Annotated in this window: 18 protein-coding genes; 6 read left to right on the forward strand and 12 right to left on the reverse strand. The window is 48.5% G+C overall.

Translation table 11 applies throughout. The annotated features are described in order from the left end of the window. Positions 1–15 precede the first annotated feature (15 nt). Positions 16–1,956: an NlpC/P60 family protein gene (locus tag ACMP1L_RS10660; protein WP_418453009.1), complete on the reverse strand. Its 1,941-nt coding sequence runs from the start codon at positions 1,954–1,956 to the stop codon at positions 16–18. A gap of 452 nt (positions 1,957–2,408) precedes the next feature. On the opposite strand from ACMP1L_RS10660, the gene glmS reads away from it, so the two are divergent. From glmS to ACMP1L_RS10680, 4 genes are all read left to right on the forward strand, one after another. Then, positions 2,409–4,235 (forward strand): glutamine--fructose-6-phosphate transaminase (isomerizing), encoded by a 1,827-nt coding sequence (gene glmS / locus ACMP1L_RS10665; RefSeq protein WP_418453010.1) that lies wholly within the window; start codon positions 2,409–2,411, stop codon positions 4,233–4,235. 215 nt (positions 4,236–4,450) lie between these two features. After that, entirely contained in the window at positions 4,451–4,768 is a 318-nt protein-coding gene (locus tag ACMP1L_RS10670) for a helix-turn-helix domain-containing protein (RefSeq protein ID WP_118532297.1), read from the forward strand. A gap of 18 nt (positions 4,769–4,786) precedes the next feature. Next, positions 4,787–5,299, forward strand: a complete 513-nt coding sequence (locus ACMP1L_RS10675; protein WP_178716689.1) for a hypothetical protein — start codon at positions 4,787–4,789, stop codon at positions 5,297–5,299. 261 nt (positions 5,300–5,560) lie between these two features. After that, the gene (locus ACMP1L_RS10680; RefSeq protein ID WP_418453011.1) at positions 5,561–5,812 is read left to right on the forward strand and encodes a hypothetical protein; all 252 of its coding nucleotides are present in this window, start codon (positions 5,561–5,563) and stop codon (positions 5,810–5,812) included. Here ACMP1L_RS10680 and ACMP1L_RS10685 read toward each other — a convergent pair. Continuing rightward, positions 5,784–6,194 carry a BAR domain-containing protein gene (locus ACMP1L_RS10685; protein ID WP_418453012.1) on the reverse strand — a complete coding sequence of 137 codons (411 nt, stop codon included), beginning with the start codon at positions 6,192–6,194 and terminating at the stop codon, positions 5,784–5,786. The genes ACMP1L_RS10680 and ACMP1L_RS10685 overlap by 29 nt on opposite strands. Before the next feature lie 188 nt (positions 6,195–6,382). Here ACMP1L_RS10685 and ACMP1L_RS10690 point away from each other — a divergent pair, with 188 nt between their 5' ends. Both ACMP1L_RS10690 and ACMP1L_RS10695 read left to right on the forward strand, forming a co-directional pair. Further along, a complete protein-coding gene (locus tag ACMP1L_RS10690; RefSeq protein WP_418453013.1) occupies positions 6,383–6,661 on the forward strand; it encodes a type II toxin-antitoxin system RelE/ParE family toxin in 279 nt (92 codons plus the stop codon). A 14-nt stretch (positions 6,662–6,675) separates the two neighbouring features. Next, complete coding sequence (locus ACMP1L_RS10695) at positions 6,676–6,990, forward strand: HigA family addiction module antitoxin (protein WP_177303600.1); 315 nt, start codon at positions 6,676–6,678, stop codon at positions 6,988–6,990. 384 nt (positions 6,991–7,374) lie between these two features. Here ACMP1L_RS10695 and rsfS read toward each other — a convergent pair whose 3' ends face one another. The 10 genes from rsfS to trkA form a co-directional block, all read right to left on the reverse strand. Further along, positions 7,375–7,743 carry a ribosome silencing factor gene (gene rsfS / locus ACMP1L_RS10700; protein ID WP_418453014.1) on the reverse strand — a complete coding sequence of 123 codons (369 nt, stop codon included), beginning with the start codon at positions 7,741–7,743 and terminating at the stop codon, positions 7,375–7,377. A gap of 15 nt (positions 7,744–7,758) precedes the next feature. Next, complete coding sequence (gene yqeK, locus ACMP1L_RS10705) at positions 7,759–8,361, reverse strand: bis(5'-nucleosyl)-tetraphosphatase (symmetrical) YqeK (protein ID WP_418453015.1); 603 nt, start codon at positions 8,359–8,361, stop codon at positions 7,759–7,761. Next, positions 8,358–8,990, reverse strand: a complete 633-nt coding sequence (gene nadD, locus ACMP1L_RS10710; RefSeq protein ID WP_418453016.1) for a nicotinate-nucleotide adenylyltransferase — start codon at positions 8,988–8,990, stop codon at positions 8,358–8,360. Before nadD ends, yqeK begins: the two co-directional genes overlap by 4 nt. 66 nt (positions 8,991–9,056) lie before the next feature. Further along, positions 9,057–9,350, reverse strand: a complete 294-nt coding sequence (yhbY, locus tag ACMP1L_RS10715) for a ribosome assembly RNA-binding protein YhbY (RefSeq protein ID WP_118534197.1) — start codon at positions 9,348–9,350, stop codon at positions 9,057–9,059. Between the two features lie 13 nt (positions 9,351–9,363). Next, positions 9,364–10,647 carry a GTPase ObgE gene (gene obgE / locus ACMP1L_RS10720; protein WP_418453017.1) on the reverse strand — a complete coding sequence of 428 codons (1,284 nt, stop codon included), beginning with the start codon at positions 10,645–10,647 and terminating at the stop codon, positions 9,364–9,366. A 69-nt stretch (positions 10,648–10,716) separates the two neighbouring features. Continuing rightward, positions 10,717–11,007 carry a 50S ribosomal protein L27 gene (gene rpmA / locus ACMP1L_RS10725; RefSeq protein WP_118534195.1) on the reverse strand — a complete coding sequence of 97 codons (291 nt, stop codon included), beginning with the start codon at positions 11,005–11,007 and terminating at the stop codon, positions 10,717–10,719. A gap of 3 nt (positions 11,008–11,010) precedes the next feature. Then, entirely contained in the window at positions 11,011–11,349 is a 339-nt protein-coding gene (locus ACMP1L_RS10730) for a ribosomal-processing cysteine protease Prp (RefSeq protein WP_118534194.1), read from the reverse strand. Between the two features lie 6 nt (positions 11,350–11,355). Then, a complete protein-coding gene (rplU, locus tag ACMP1L_RS10735) occupies positions 11,356–11,664 on the reverse strand; it encodes a 50S ribosomal protein L21 (protein ID WP_118534193.1) in 309 nt (102 codons plus the stop codon). A 200-nt stretch (positions 11,665–11,864) separates the two neighbouring features. Then, positions 11,865–13,304 (reverse strand): TrkH family potassium uptake protein, encoded by a 1,440-nt coding sequence (locus ACMP1L_RS10740; protein ID WP_418453018.1) that lies wholly within the window; start codon positions 13,302–13,304, stop codon positions 11,865–11,867. Between the two features lie 15 nt (positions 13,305–13,319). Next, on the reverse strand, positions 13,320–14,675 hold the full coding sequence (gene trkA / locus ACMP1L_RS10745) for a Trk system potassium transporter TrkA (protein ID WP_118731667.1): 1,356 nt from the start codon (positions 14,673–14,675) through the stop codon (positions 13,320–13,322). Between the last annotated feature and the right edge of the window lie 22 nt (positions 14,676–14,697).

Raw genomic sequence — 14,697 nt, forward strand, 5'->3', positions numbered from 1 at the left:
ATACATTGTGTTTGTTTAATCGATCAGCCGCCGGTAATAAGGCCAACCGGCGTTGCGCGTTCCTACCGTAACGTTATTGATGGAACCGCTGGTTTCATGTACGCAGCGGATTCTGCCATCTGCTGTCCATCCGAGGAACATGACCACATGGGAATCCGCTCCGGTGCGGATCAGAATATCGCCTGGCTGCAGTTCTTCGCGGCTGACGCGTTTTCCAAGAGCTGCCAGGCCGCTGGTTCCCTCATAGGGGAGATGGTCCCCGGTCACAGACCAGTAAACCCAGCTGATCCAGCCGGAGCAGTCCAGTCCCTTTAAGGTACGTCCATCGACATCCGGCGGCATTAATGTTCCGAAATGATTGTTTTCATAGTTTTTTGCTGACGGTTTTCCGCCCCAGTAATATGGAACCTTTCCTACGGAATTTAACGCAAATCGCAGCAGCTCTTTCCGTGTTTCTGAAAGATTGGATGGGAGCTCATTCAGATATGCTTCTATCTCTTCGGCTGTTAACGGGATTCCGGTTGAAATGGAAGAAACGCTGAGCCCATATTTCTGGTACCAATCTTCGGCTGCCAGGGAGATAGCTGCTGCACGATTTTCTTCTGTCCATCCCTGCCAGCCGCCCTCACTGAATTTGCTCTCATCATTTCCTGTCGCGTCCAGGGCAAACAGGCCGGCGCTTTCATTCAGACCTCCAATCTTCATGGTGATCGTCAGATCCACATGGCCCGGACAGCTTAAGCCGGCATCGGCATGAGATTTCTCCTCCGTGCTTTCAGAAGTCTCGTCATTCGGCATGCTTTCCTGTTCGGTAGCTGTTTTCGCCATGGCTTTGGCATGGTCATCTGCCATAGCATGTTCTGTAGTGGAAGCAGTCTCTCCCTCTGTGCTCGCAAAGTCAGTGGATGACTCCGCATTGGAAGGAGAAGCAGCTTTCTGTTTTGATGGTGCCGTGATCACACCGCTGGTAGATTCCGGAATGGTTTCCTTCGTTTTAGCTTCTGCTGCACTGCTTTCGGCCTGACTTTCTTCCTTTGCCTTTTTTTCAGCAGTGGCCAGACCTGCAGTGATCACGCCGGTCTGGTTTTCTGCGCAGATTTCCTCTGACTGGCTGGCAGTCGCTTTCGCATCCTCTGGAATCTCCTCATAAGGGAGTTCCAGATTGGGGTTTTCTTTTTCAGCCTCAGCTTCCTCCAGCAATGCCTTCTTTTCCAGCTCCTCCGCCTGCGTTCCGACACAGCCGGAACAGTAGTACACATCACTGATAGACATGGTATAGGAATGGGATGCCTCCCACAATGCTTTTGCGTAGAACAGGAACGAGTCGCTGTCCTGCGGATTATGATAATAGGTATAAACGTTGGCCATTGACATGATCTGAGGTACGTTGGAATAAGGAGAAACGCTATGGCCGTCCCCGTCTACAGCCTGGATCTTTACGTTGCGAAAGTTGCCAATGGTCCAGGTAGAAGGATTTTCTTTCTGGTGGCTTTCGTCTTCCGGGTTATATTTTCCAAGAATCCGTTCTCTGGAAATGCCAAGCTTTGCCGCCATATCCGCAGGTGTGACATCCGAATAGCTGTAAAGGGCGCTGGACCAGTTTGCATCCCGGGTCATCAGCTCATGGAATACGTGTCCGGCCAGGCTTTTGGTGATGTCGGTATCCTCCTCACCCTCCGGAAAATAGTGAGCAAGGTTTAATTCGTCCAGTGTCGGAATCCAGACGCTTTCGGTTTCTGCCTCTGTCGGTGCTTCGATAACTGCAGCTTCTGTGGTTTCTTTGACTTCCGGCTCCGGCACAGCGGCTTTTTCTGCAGGATGATACAGAAACGAAACGCCGATGCTTCCTGCCCCCAGAACCAGTGCCATTCCTGCGGCCGCCCATTTGCTTTTATAGCGGATTATGGAATCCAGAAGCTGTTTCATAATCCGCTCAGAATCAAAATGTTGTTTCATATATGATTATCTCGTTTTTCTCTGGTTTGATTATAAATAATACAACTTCGTATTTTAGCACAGAAATCCAGGGAAATACAGAGCAGAAACTTTAATATTTCATGAAGAAACTGCATTTGATTGACGAAAAATCCATTCTGGTCTATAATAGACGCGATTTCGTTTTTCAGGAGGAACGAAATGTCCAATAGCAAAGCTATAGCGCCATGCACCTGATGACTGAACGTGAAAGCTGCAGAGCTGGTTTTTCAGGTTAACGAGGTGGAGAGATCATCGAAAATTCGGCGGGTACTCTCCCATGCTTCTCCGGGCGTGTATATTCTGTGAAATATGCGGGCAACCGCAAAACAAACGCAGGATAACCGGAGAGTCTTCTTTTTGTACGCATTTTTGCGCGAATTTTACATTTTGAACCATGACAACAGGAAAGACAGAAAGGAATTTTTTATAATATGTGTGGAATTATTGGATATTCAGGACCTTTAGACGCAAGCAAGATCCTCTTAGACGGCCTCAGCGGTCTGGAGTACCGTGGCTATGACAGTGCCGGCATCGGTCTGTGTATGGAGGACACCAGTATCTGTATCGCGAAAAAGGTCGGAAAAGTAAAAAATTTAAGAGAATACTGTGTGGCAAATATCCACGGAACTGCCCACAGCGGCATTGGCCATACCCGATGGGCTACCCACGGCGGCGTTACCGATGCCAATGCTCATCCGCATCGTGCCGGAAAAGTTACCCTGATCCATAACGGCATCATTGAAAACTATCACGAGCTGACGGAACAGTTTCATTTAGAAGGACAGCTCGTCTCCCAGACGGACAGTGAGGTGGCTGCAAGAGTCCTGGATGCCCTATATGACGGAGACCCGTTAAAGGCCATTCAGAAGCTTCAGGAGCTGATTGTGGGTTCTTACGGCTTCTGCATCCTGTTCGATGATCAGCCGGGATCAGTATATGCGATCCGCAGAGTAAGTCCGCTGGTTGCCTCCTACACCCATGCAGGCGCGATCATTGCATCGGATTTAACTGCACTGATCCCCTACAGCAATCAGTATTTTGTTGTGCCGGAAGACAAAATCGTGCGCCTGACTCCTTACAAGGTGCATATATACAATATGGATGAGAACTTTACTAAGGTATATCCGGAAATCATGACGGTCAACTGGAATATGGACGCGGCTATGAAGAACGGTTATCCGCATTTTATGATGAAGGAGATCCATGAGCAGCCGGAGGCTATGAAAAATACCATCCTCCCGCGTATCAGCAAGGGACTTCCGGATTTCTCCGATGATAAAATCCCGGATGAGATCTTCAAAGACTGCAATCAGATCCACATTGTGGCTTGTGGTACTGCCATGCATACCGGTATGGTAGCGCGGGCGCTTATGGAGCCGATCCTGCGGATCCCGGTTACCGTAACCATTGCATCAGAGTTTCGTTATGAGCAGCCTCTGATTGACGAGCATACCCTGGTGTTGATCATTTCCCAGTCCGGTGAAACCATTGACACCCTGGCCGCTTTGCGCCTGGCTCACGAGTACGGCTCAAAGACCCTGGCAATCGTGAATGTAAAGGGTTCCACCATCGCCAGAGAAAGTGATTACGTGCTTTACACCCATGCAGGACCGGAGATTGCGGTAGCCAGCACCAAGGCATATTCTGTGCAGCTTGCCGCTCTCTATATGATCAGCTGCCGCATGGCACTGGTTCGCTGTAAGTTTACAGAAAAACAGGCTATGGACTTTCTCTCCGACCTGCTGGATGTGATCCCGGCTATGGAGACCATGATTGCGCAGGAAGAGATGATCAAGGGGGTAGTTTCCCACATCATTCAGAGTCCGGATGCGTTCTTTATCGGCCGTGGCCTGGACTATGCCTTTTCCTTAGAAGGTGCCCTGAAACTGAAAGAGATTTCCTACATTCATGCGGAGGCTTATGCAGCCGGGGAATTAAAGCACGGCACCATTGCCCTGATTTCTGATCAGGTACCGGTCATTGCCATTGCAACTCAGGAACATGTGTTCTCCAAGACCATTTCCAACATCCGTGAGGTCAAAGCCCGCGGAGCCTTTGTAATTCTGCTGACAAAAGAAGGCTCTGTAGTGGATGACAATCTGGCTGATATCCGAATCCGCATTCCGGATGTAGACGACCGCTTCACCGTGTTCCCGATCGCTGTCGTGCTGCAGCTGATTGCCTATTATGCTTCTCTCGGAAAGAATCTGGATGTAGACCAGCCGAGAAACCTGGCGAAATCGGTAACGGTAGAATAAATCTAATTTAAAATCACACAATGAGCACAGCAATTCCGTCTGTGCTCATTGTGAAGGACCTTGCTGCATGTCTACCATTAGGGCTTATCATCTTTTATGCCTGGATATTTTCCAAATAAGCCATCGCCCGGATAAATTCCGCTGTTCATTCCGCATCATCCGTGATAGAATAAAAACAGTGTTTCGGGATGGTACAGAATCATGGAGGGATGTAAATGGAACCGATGTATTTGTCAATCCAGCCCGTGGAAACCGGGAAGCGGATCAAGCAGCTGCTTTCAGAGCAGAACTATACGATCCGAGAGATCCAGGGTGCGTTCGGCTTTGAAAATCCGCAAGCAATCTACAAGTGGATTGCGGGAAAATCCCTGCCGAGCCTGGACAACTTTATCATTCTCAGCAGATTATTACATACCAGCATTGAAAATATCCTCGTCATTGACGGGGATATTCCTCGTTTATGGGCCGGCTTAAACCAGTGGTTCAATGACAGCTTTCCTCTCCTGTCTTATAATCGTGTCATAAGGAATTGATGAGGAGGCGAACACATCATGAAAATGACTTCGGCTTATGCCAATAAACTGCTCAAAAGCCTGGCAGATGAAAAATCTTACTGGACAAACAAGGAAGAGGCATCCCGCACTTACGTTGCTGCCGTCGGCGAGGAACCAGTCATCCCGGAGTATGACTACTCCGCCGTTTCCGATACCTTAAATGAAATTGACCGGAAAACCGTCATCATCAGGCACGCACTGAACCTGGCCAACGCCACCGCAAAGATCCCGGTCGGTGATACGGAAATGAGCGTGGACAGCATCCTGGTCAAAATGGCACAGCTTAATTACCGGAAAACAACTCTGGACACCATGCGGAAATGCCTGCCGAAAATGAGGGAATCTTCCCACTCATTCAGCTCCAGAAATGCCGTTCCTGAATACCGCTACACCAACTATGACCCAGAGCTGGTAAAACGGGATTATGAACGTATCTCCGGTAAGATCATGGAAATGCAGATTGCCCTTGACCAGTACAATCAGACGTTCCTGTTTGAAGTGGAGCTCTAAAGAATTTTTCCGTACAGGGTCTTTAAAAATGCAAATGGGATTGTTAACGTTCAGTGGCATGGATTGTTTTGTTATTTTTTATCCGTTGTATCTTTCGGTTCATGGTAAAGTAATCAGACAAATTATAGAGGTTAATCATCCCCTGTAGAAAACCCGTGAGCAATCACACCGGTGCCGGGGTACGGTTTCAGGCACCACCGGCTGCGGAATGGAAGTTCCGCAGCCTTTTCCTTACATACAGCTATCACAAAGGAGGAGACCATGAAAAAATCATTTGTCCCGATCAGCAAACAGAGTAAGAAAGCACAAAAAGCATACCATTCCTTACAGCGCTCCACCTGGGGCATCCTGAACCCGGCAACGAGGACCATGCCGAACGGCAAGGCATACAGCCGAAAGAAACAGAAAGCGAACGCCAGAAGCGGCAGAGAATCATTCTTCGACTCCCCGTCGCTTCCTTTTTGTCCGCCCATGCATATCAATCTCACAGGTTCCGGAAATATTTCGTCATAAGCTCCATACCCTGCTTCAGACACCGATCCCGGTACTCACGTAGTTCACCCTCGGCCGCCAGCCACTTTTTCGAGATCTCCGCATATTCCGGCACATCGTCCATCATATACAAACGGTGCTTATGCTCTCGCATTTCTCTTGCAATCTCCTCTTCTGTTTTCAGCTTCTCACCGAACATGCCGTATTTTGCCTCAAAGGCTTCCTGTGCAAGGTTATGTTCCGCCTCATACGGATTCTTTTTTCTGCATGTGTCCTCATTTGCCTCCCGGAACAGAAATTCCATTCTTTTCAGAATACGGTCCCATTTTCGGATGTTCTCTTCTTCCGGTCCTTCGAAGAAACCGGGATAACCATGGCTGTTGACGCGAAGATCATGGATCATGTTTGGGACAACCGTAAGGAACCATTGGTCGATCGACCAGGTATCACGGTAACAGTATCCATAACGTATTCTCTGGTAAATGCAGATGATGTCCTCCTTCCATATGGAAATACTTTTGAAATTTTTATAACGGTCTTAGAAGTGTATCCATAATTGACACCTGCCACGTTACACGGTATAATATAAATATGATAAAATCATTTGCACACGAGGGATTAAAGGAATTTTTTGAGAACGGTTCCAAGAAAGGAATCCAGCCAGAGCATGCGCCTAAATTAGCCAGAATGCTTGATCGTCTTGATGCAAGTATCAGTCCGCAGGATATGGATTTACCGGGATACCGGCTGCATCCGCTGAAAGGAGACAAACAGGACATGTGGTCTGTTACTGTTAATGGCAATTGGCGATTAACATTTTATTTCGAAGGACAGGATGCGCATCTCGTGGATTACCAGGACTATCATTAGAAGGAGGAACATGTATGATAAGCAGAAAACCAACTCATCCGGGAGTTGTCCTCTTGGAAGATGTTATAAAACCACTGGGGCTTACCATCACCGATGCAGCCAGAATGCTTGGTGTAAGCCGGAAAGCATTATCAGAATTTGTAAATGAAAAAGCGATGTTAAGTCCTGATATGGCAATTCGCATTGCAAAAGCAACGAACACATCGCCGGAAAGCTGGATGAATATGCAGCAGAAACTGACACTCTGGGAAGCAGAACAGCATCTTCCAAAGAATGTTATCCCATTTCCATCCGTACGGTCTGAAGAAGCTGCTGCGCTACAGATGTAAAAATGGCTCCATCATATTGATGGAGCCCCCCATTGAACCAACGGATGCTAAAATTTTAAGTTTTCCGTACCCGTCCCCCCTAAATCAAAATGTAAGGTCAGCCACGGGAATTTCCGTGACCGGCCTCATTTGTTTTATATTTACAATCAGGAAAGTAAGTTCTGTGATTGTATAAAGATATACATTTTCCATTTTGGGTATTTGGGGGACATATCCTAATACATTCTGCTGATATTAACCTTTTTTGCGGATAACGGTTTTTGGAATTCTTGTAACCCAAATCATTCTAATCTTGTAACCCATTTCATTCCACTATTTTTGAAATTTCCAAAATGAAGCGATTTCAAACAGTAGGTTTTCTTATTGTTTCGGAAATAAAAGGAATTAAACACCTGCGTGTTCTGCGAACTCACCCGCCTCCATGATTTTACCGTCTCTCCAGATACGTTCAATATCATAAAACAAACGGCTCTCTTTATCAAATACGTGAACGATGATATCACCATAGTCCATCAAAATCCAGTTTGCGCTCTGGTAGCCTTCTACCTGCTTGCACGGGTATCCGGCTTTGCCAAGCTCCTCTTCCACGTTGTCAGCCATAGCCTGAACCTGGTTTCCGTTGGAACCGCTTGCAATGAGGAAGTAATCAGCCAGAACGGATACCTCGTGGATGTCGATCACGCGGATATCTTCCCCTTTTTTATCTTCCAGGGCCGTGATGGCCAGTTTTACCATTTCGTTTGTCTGACTCATTCATTTTCTCCTTTTCTAGATATGCATATTTGCCTTTTTCTGTTTCATGGCCTCTGCAAAATATTCATAAGCCTGCAGGGTCATCGGGTCAATTGTGTTTCCTTTTTTGTCCAGGTATTCCAGGGTTCCCTTTAAGATCTCGTACATGGTCTCATCCAGATCCTGGAATGCCAGATAACGCATCTGAGGCAGATTATCTGCCTTGTCACGCCGCGGCTCAATATAGTCTGCAATGTATAAGATCTTGTCCAGCGTGGACATGTCTGGTTTACCGGTGGTATGGCATGCAATGGCAGAAATGATCTGCGGGTCCTGGATGCCGTATTTATTCTCTGCCAGATAGGCACCGTATTTTGCATGAATGACAGCCGGAGCCTTGATTTCTGCCTCAGTTAAGGCCACCCCATGCTTCTGGCATTTACGGATCAGCTCGCTGTCGGTAAAGCGCTTTGCACAGTCGTGCATGAGCCCGGCAAGCTCAGCCTTTTGAATATCATAGCCGTAACGCATGGCCAGCGCGGTGCAGGTGAACGATACGCTTACGGAATGCTCAAAGCGCATCGGTTCCAGTTTGGATTTTAACTGCTTGCGCAGTGTGATGATCTGTTCTCTTATCATAATGTATCCTTCTTACGGTCAGGATGTTGATACAGGCCGTGTTCTCTGATATAGCGTTCCACGCTGTCCGGAACCAGATCATGAATTCCGGTTCCATTGCTTTGTCGTTCCCGAAGCTCCTGGGAAGAGATATGCATGGCAGCGCTGTGTAAAAGAAAAATTGCGGCTCCGTATTTGTTTTTCAGATAATCCGCCTGCTTCTCCAAAGTACAGGCAGCATCGTCACATTCCCGCCTTGCGGCCAGAATCGTAACGTGCCCTAATACAAGCTCCGGATGATACCAGGTTTCAATGTGGTACAGGGAATCCGCGCCTACAATAAAATAGAAGGTGTGCTCCGGGTACGCTTCTTTTAAAAGCTGCAAAGTCTGGGCCGTGTAGGTATTGCCTGTCCTGGAAATCTCAAAATCTGAAAAACGGAAATAGGGATATTCCGCAATTGCCAGTTTCACCATCTCACACCGGTCGTTTGTATCGGTGATCTGATGGTCGGTTTTGTGCGGAGGGGTGTGGGACGGCATGAACCAGACCTCATCCAGGCTGTATTCCTTCCAGGCCTGTCTGCCCAGTATCAGATGTGCGTTGTGGATCGGATCAAAAGTACCGCCCATAATTCCAATCTTGGCCAAGCAGCTCACTCCCTTCGCAAAATGTACTCAGGGGCCTGGGTTTTACGTAGCCCCTTCTTTGTGATATTAAGGCAGAACGATCTTGCGCTTTGCCTCGTCTTTGGCCGGCTTGTAAAGAACGATCTTTTTGCCGATCACCTGAACCACCTCAGAACGGGTGCGTTCAGCCAGAACCTCTGCGATGGAACGTCCATCGTCGAGGCAGTTCTTTAAGACCGTGATCTTGATCAGCTCGCGGGCTTCCAGTGCCTCTGCGATGGCAGCGGTCAGCTCCGGAGTTACGCTGGACTTACCGATCTGGAAAATCGGGTCCATGGTCATAGCCAGTCCCTTTAAATAGGATCTCTGCTTGCTTGTCATGTTTTATCTCCTGTTATTTATAATAATCAAATGCAAGGCCGTACATGCGGACGGTATCGCCCTCCTGGATGCCTGCGGCCTCAAGCTCGTCTAAAATACCACTCTCTTTTAAGAATTTCTGGAAGAACTGGAAGCCTTTTTCGGATTCCAGGTTCGTGTAGCCCAGCATCTTCTCGATGCGCGGTCCCTCTACTACAAACTCGCCGTCCTCGTTCTGCTCTACCGTATACGGCAGGTTGCGGTCACCGGCGTACTCAATCTCAAATTCCTTCTCAAAGATCACCGGATCCAGGTTTACAGTCTTAAGAAGCTCATATACTGCATATAACAGCTCCTTTACGCCCTTACCGCTGACTGCGGAAATCGGGAACACTTTGATGCCTTCCGGCTCAAACTCCTGTTTCAGGATTTCGACCGGATCCTCGTCCTCAGAGTAAACGGCGTCAATCTTATTGGCTGCAATGACCATCGGACGCTTTAACAGCTCCGGATTGTATGCCTCCAGTTCTGCGTTGATGGCGCGGATATCTGCAATCGGATCGCGTCCTTCGGTACTTGCGGCATCCACCACATGGACCAGAACGCGGCAGCGCTCAATGTGGCGAAGGAAGTCATGGCCAAGACCGATGCCCTGGGAAGCTCCCTCGATCAGGCCCGGGATATCTGCCATAACAAAGCCGGCTCCGCCGTCTAAGTCAACCACACCCAGATGCGGGTTTAAGGTTGTGAAATGATAGTTTGCAATCTTCGGTTTTGCGTTGGATACGCGGGAAAGAAGGGTGGATTTTCCCACGTTTGGAAAGCCGACCAGACCAACGTCTGCAATGACCTTTAATTCCAGCTGAACCCAGAGCTCATGACCCTGCTGACCAGGCTGTGCATACTTTGGTGCCTGCATGGTCGGGGTTGCGAAGTTCATATTGCCGAGGCCGCCCTTTCCGCCCCGTAAAATGGTTTCTCGTTTATTTTCACCGGACATATCTGCGATGACCTTGCCGGTCTCAAAGTCCTTGATGACGGTTCCTTCCGGAACTTTGATCACCAGGTTCTCTGCGTTGGCACCGTGGCATCGCTTCTTGCCGCCTTGTTCTCCATCTCGTGCTACATATTTCCGAACATGACGAAAATCTGTTAATGTATTTAAACCCGGATCCACCTCAAAAATGATGTCTCCGCCTTTTCCTCCATCACCGCCGTCAGGACCGCCTGCCGGCACAAACAATTCCTTGCGGAAACTCACATGGCCGTCTCCGCCTTTTCCTGATTTGATAAAAATTTTTGCATTATCTGCAAACATGGATTCACCTAAATCCTTTCCAAAAAAAGGCTTCATACCAGTAATCAGTATGAAGCCCTGTCAGTGTCATTATTCGTTGATTGTTCTTGGGTATACAGAAACCTGCTTTTTGTCTCTGCCCTTTCTCTCAAATCTTACAACGCCGTCTACAGTAGCGAATAAAGTATCATCGCCGCCGCGTCCTACGTTCAGACCCGGATGGATCTTAGTACCGCGCTGTCTGTAAAGAATGTTACCAGCTAATACGAACTGACCATCTGCTCTTTTAGCGCCAAGTCTCTTGGACTCAGAATCTCTACCGTTCTTGGTAGAACCTACACCTTTTTTATGAGCGAATAACTGAAGGTTCATCTTAAACATCTCTTACACCTCCTCAAATCGAATTTTTATATACGGTTCTCCGTATGTTTCCTCAATGTCCTCTAAGCCGAGCACAAGAGAATTCATAAGGAGTGCTGCTTCCGGACTAATCGCCCCGGTAAACCGGAAACGGAACATCCCGGACTGCTCGTCCTCATCTGCCTCAAACTGGTCGTCTGTGAAATGCTCCACAGAATTTGCCATATTGAGTGTCAGGGCAGACACAGCTGCACAAACCAGCTCTTGTCCTTCCTGATGATCATCTGCATAACCTGCGTGACCCAGAAAAGAAATCCCATGATAACGATGGTCGGAATCAACAGATACGGTTACGTTAATCATGATTAATTAAGCATTGATCTTGTCGATCTTGATCTCGGTAAAGAGCTGTCTGTGACCATTCTTTTTATGATAGCCAGATTTTCTCTTATACTTGTAAACGATCACCTTTTTTGCTTTTGCCTCTTTAACTACGGTTCCGGTAACAGTTGCACCTGCTACAGTCGGGCATCCGATGGATAACTCTCCGTTGTTAACTGCAAGAACCTGGTCAAACGTAACGGTTTCGCCAGCGTCTACACCAAGCTTTTCAACCTTAATGATATCGCCTTCTGCTACTTTGTACTGCTTACCACCTGTTGCAATAATCGCGTACATATGGCACCTCCTATTATCATTACTCGCCAGTTTCGGTGTCCGGATCCGATGGACTCGGAACTTTCAAACCTCGCTGTGCGGCACATACTCATGTATATTAGCATGAAACCACGCGGCTGTCAATCCTGTATTTCAACTTTTTTCAAAGTTTTTTGCCGCGCGGCTGCATCGCTGAATACGGGAAACGTACGCGTTGTCTGCTACTCTCTCATCCAGGTACGCGGGGCAAACAGAAGCAGCATCGGGAACAGCTCCAGGCGGCCTGCCAGCATGTCAAACATCAGGATATATTTGCTGATGGGGCTGAAAATACCGAAGTTGCAGGTCGGCCCGACTTTGGAAAGTCCCGGACCGATGTTGTTTAAGGTTGCCGCTATAGCCGTAAAGTTCGTGGTCAGATCAAAGTTGTCCAGGCTGATGAGCAGCAGGGACACTGAAAAGATCAGGATATAGGCTACCAGGTAGGTGTTGATGGAACGCAGCACATTGTGCTCAATGGCCTTTCCTTCATATTTCAATACCTTGACATTTCGCGGATGGATCAGGGAGGAGAGCTCCTTGTTCACAGTTTTCACGGCAATGGCAATGCGGGATACCTTAATGCCGCCTCCGGTACTTCCGGCACAGGCCCCGATAAACATCAGGCACACAAGGATTGTCCGGGAAAAGCCGGGCCACAGATCAAAGTCCGTGGTGGAATAACCGGTCGTGGTGATGATGGATCCGACCTGGAATGCCGCGTGCTTTAATGCAGTCAGGATATCCGGGAACATGCCGCGGATATTCCAGGTGATAAGCAGCGTGCTTACCAGGATGATCCCGAGATATCCTCTCATCTCCTCACAGCGCAGGGCATCCTTCGGCTTGCGGATCAGAAACAGGTAATATACATTAAAATTCACACCGAACAGGATCATGAAAATGGTAAAGATCCACTGCTGAAGGGATGTATAATCTCCGCAGCTGCTGTTGACAATGCCGAATCCGCCGGTTCCGGCTGTGCCAAAGCTCATGGCCATGGCATCAAACAGCGGCATGCCGGTAAAAAGCAGCAGAATGATCTGTACGACTGTGATAAACAGGTAGATCAGATACAGGATCTTTGCTGTGGTGCGGACTCTCGGAACCAATTTTCCCACAGATGGTCCCGGGCTTTCTGCCCGCATGATATGAATGTTATATCCGCCGGCCAGCGGAAGCACAGCCAGGATAAAGACCAGCACACCCATACCGCCGATCCAGTGGGTAAAGCTGCGCCACATCAGCATGCAGCGGCTTAAGGCCTCTACATCCGGCAAAACACTGGCTCCGGTTGTGGTAAAGCCGGAAATGACCTCAAACAGCGCATCTTCTAAAAGTGGGATCTCTCCGCTCAGGAAAAACGGAAGCGCGCCAAAGAAGCTTAGAACGATCCAGCTCAGGGACACGGCTACAAAGCCCTCTTTTGCATAAAAAACGGTACTCTTTAACGTTCTGTGGGCCAGCAGCCATCCGCTGATGCCGCAGAACAGTGCCACACCCAGAAAATAGAACCCGCTTGGCTCCCGGTAGACCAGAGCCACCACACAGGGAAGGATCATCAGGATGCCCTCTATGCCAAGTACCCAGCCCAAAAAGTAAAACACGATTCCAATATTCATAATTCACCCATCCCCTTACCTTAAGATATCCTTTAAATCCTTCAGTCCGGAATGCGTGGTAACCACGATTACAGTATCTCCCGGTTCAATGGTATCTTTACCGCGCGGGGTAATGATCTGCCCGCCGCGGTTGATGCAGGCAATCAGCAGGTTGTCCTTAAAGGAAAGCTTCTCAAGCGGGATTCCGATGAGAGGCGCATCCTTGCCGACACGGAACTCCAGAGCCTCTGCCTTGTTCTGCACGATCTTGTAGAGGGTTTCCACGTTGCTTCCCATGGAATTCTGCATAGCACGGACATAGCGGATGATGCCGTCCGCGGTGATCATTTTCGGATAAATGATGCTGCCGAGATTCATCTGCTGGATGATGTTCTCAAAAGCAATACGGTTGATCTTGGTCACGAGCTTGGCATTTGATACACTGGCTGCGTAGAGGGATAACATGATGTTTTCCTCATCGAAGCCGGTCAGAGCCGCAAAGGATTCTGTCTGGGCAATGCCCTCTTCCATCAGAAGCTGCTGGTCGGAACCATCGCCGTGAATGATCATGGCCTTTGGCAGCAGCTCACTCAGCTCATGGCAGCGTGCCAGATCCTGCTCGATGATCTTGATCTTGATGCCGGTATCCTCTAACATCTTCGCCAGATAATATGTGATCTTACCGCCGCCTACCAGCATGGCCGTCTTAACGGTTGTGTTGGAGATACCAACCTGCCGGAAAAACTCGGATGCCTGGGAGGATGAAGCTACGAAAGAGATCTTGTCCCCTTTCTGCAGACGGAAATTACCGTCCGGAATGATCACATCGGCACCTCGCTCCACAGCACAGATCAGGATGCTGCAGTGCAGACGAGGAGCCACCTCATAGACCTGCATGTTATCCAGCACGGAATTGTCCGGTATGATAAACTTCATGAGCTCTACACGTCCCTTGGCAAACGCATCGATCTTGATGACAGACGGGAACTTTAACAGGCGGGCAATCTCAGTCGCTGCAGCCAGCTCCGGGTTGATAGCCATGGAAAGGTTTAGCTCCTCCCGGATATACTGTACCTCATTGGCATATTCCGGATTTCGGATTCGTGCGATGGTGTGACAGTTACCTGCCTTTTTCGCGATCAGGCAGCAGAGCATATTTAATTCATCCGAGTTGGTGGTCGCGATCAGAAGATCGGTTTCCTTGATGCCGGCCTCTATCTGTACCTGATAAATTGCGCCATTTCCTTCCACTCCCATAACATCGATATTATCAGTAACAGAGCGAAGCTTTGCCCCGTCCTTGTCGATCACCGTGATATCATGGCCTTCATTATTCAGCTGTTCGGTCAGGGTAAGCCCTACCTTGCCACAGCCTACAATGATAATCTTCATGTCACATCCCCTTTACCTGCCT

The organism is Ventrimonas sp. (assembly GCF_048380235.1).
Lineage (GTDB): Bacteria > Bacillota > Clostridia > Lachnospirales > Lachnospiraceae > Brotaphodocola.

Coding starts and splice junctions, on each gene's coding strand:
- ACMP1L_RS10660 (WP_418453009.1), bottom strand. CDS start 1,956: ATGAAACAACATTTTGATTCTGAGCGGATTATGAAACAGCTTCTGGAT.
- glmS (WP_418453010.1), top strand. CDS start 2,409: ATGTGTGGAATTATTGGATATTCAGGACCTTTAGACGCAAGCAAGATC.
- ACMP1L_RS10670 (WP_118532297.1), top strand. CDS start 4,451: ATGGAACCGATGTATTTGTCAATCCAGCCCGTGGAAACCGGGAAGCGG.
- ACMP1L_RS10675 (WP_178716689.1), top strand. CDS start 4,787: ATGAAAATGACTTCGGCTTATGCCAATAAACTGCTCAAAAGCCTGGCA.
- ACMP1L_RS10680 (WP_418453011.1), top strand. CDS start 5,561: ATGAAAAAATCATTTGTCCCGATCAGCAAACAGAGTAAGAAAGCACAA.
- ACMP1L_RS10685 (WP_418453012.1), bottom strand. CDS start 6,194: ATGATCCATGATCTTCGCGTCAACAGCCATGGTTATCCCGGTTTCTTC.
- ACMP1L_RS10690 (WP_418453013.1), top strand. CDS start 6,383: ATGATAAAATCATTTGCACACGAGGGATTAAAGGAATTTTTTGAGAAC.
- ACMP1L_RS10695 (WP_177303600.1), top strand. CDS start 6,676: ATGATAAGCAGAAAACCAACTCATCCGGGAGTTGTCCTCTTGGAAGAT.
- rsfS (WP_418453014.1), bottom strand. CDS start 7,743: ATGAGTCAGACAAACGAAATGGTAAAACTGGCCATCACGGCCCTGGAA.
- yqeK (WP_418453015.1), bottom strand. CDS start 8,361: ATGATAAGAGAACAGATCATCACACTGCGCAAGCAGTTAAAATCCAAA.
- yhbY (WP_118534197.1), bottom strand. CDS start 9,350: ATGACAAGCAAGCAGAGATCCTATTTAAAGGGACTGGCTATGACCATG.
- obgE (WP_418453017.1), bottom strand. CDS start 10,647: ATGTTTGCAGATAATGCAAAAATTTTTATCAAATCAGGAAAAGGCGGA.
- rpmA (WP_118534195.1), bottom strand. CDS start 11,007: ATGTTTAAGATGAACCTTCAGTTATTCGCTCATAAAAAAGGTGTAGGT.
- ACMP1L_RS10730 (WP_118534194.1), bottom strand. CDS start 11,349: ATGATTAACGTAACCGTATCTGTTGATTCCGACCATCGTTATCATGGG.
- rplU (WP_118534193.1), bottom strand. CDS start 11,664: ATGTACGCGATTATTGCAACAGGTGGTAAGCAGTACAAAGTAGCAGAA.
- ACMP1L_RS10740 (WP_418453018.1), bottom strand. CDS start 13,304: ATGAATATTGGAATCGTGTTTTACTTTTTGGGCTGGGTACTTGGCATA.
- trkA (WP_118731667.1), bottom strand. CDS start 14,675: ATGAAGATTATCATTGTAGGCTGTGGCAAGGTAGGGCTTACCCTGACC.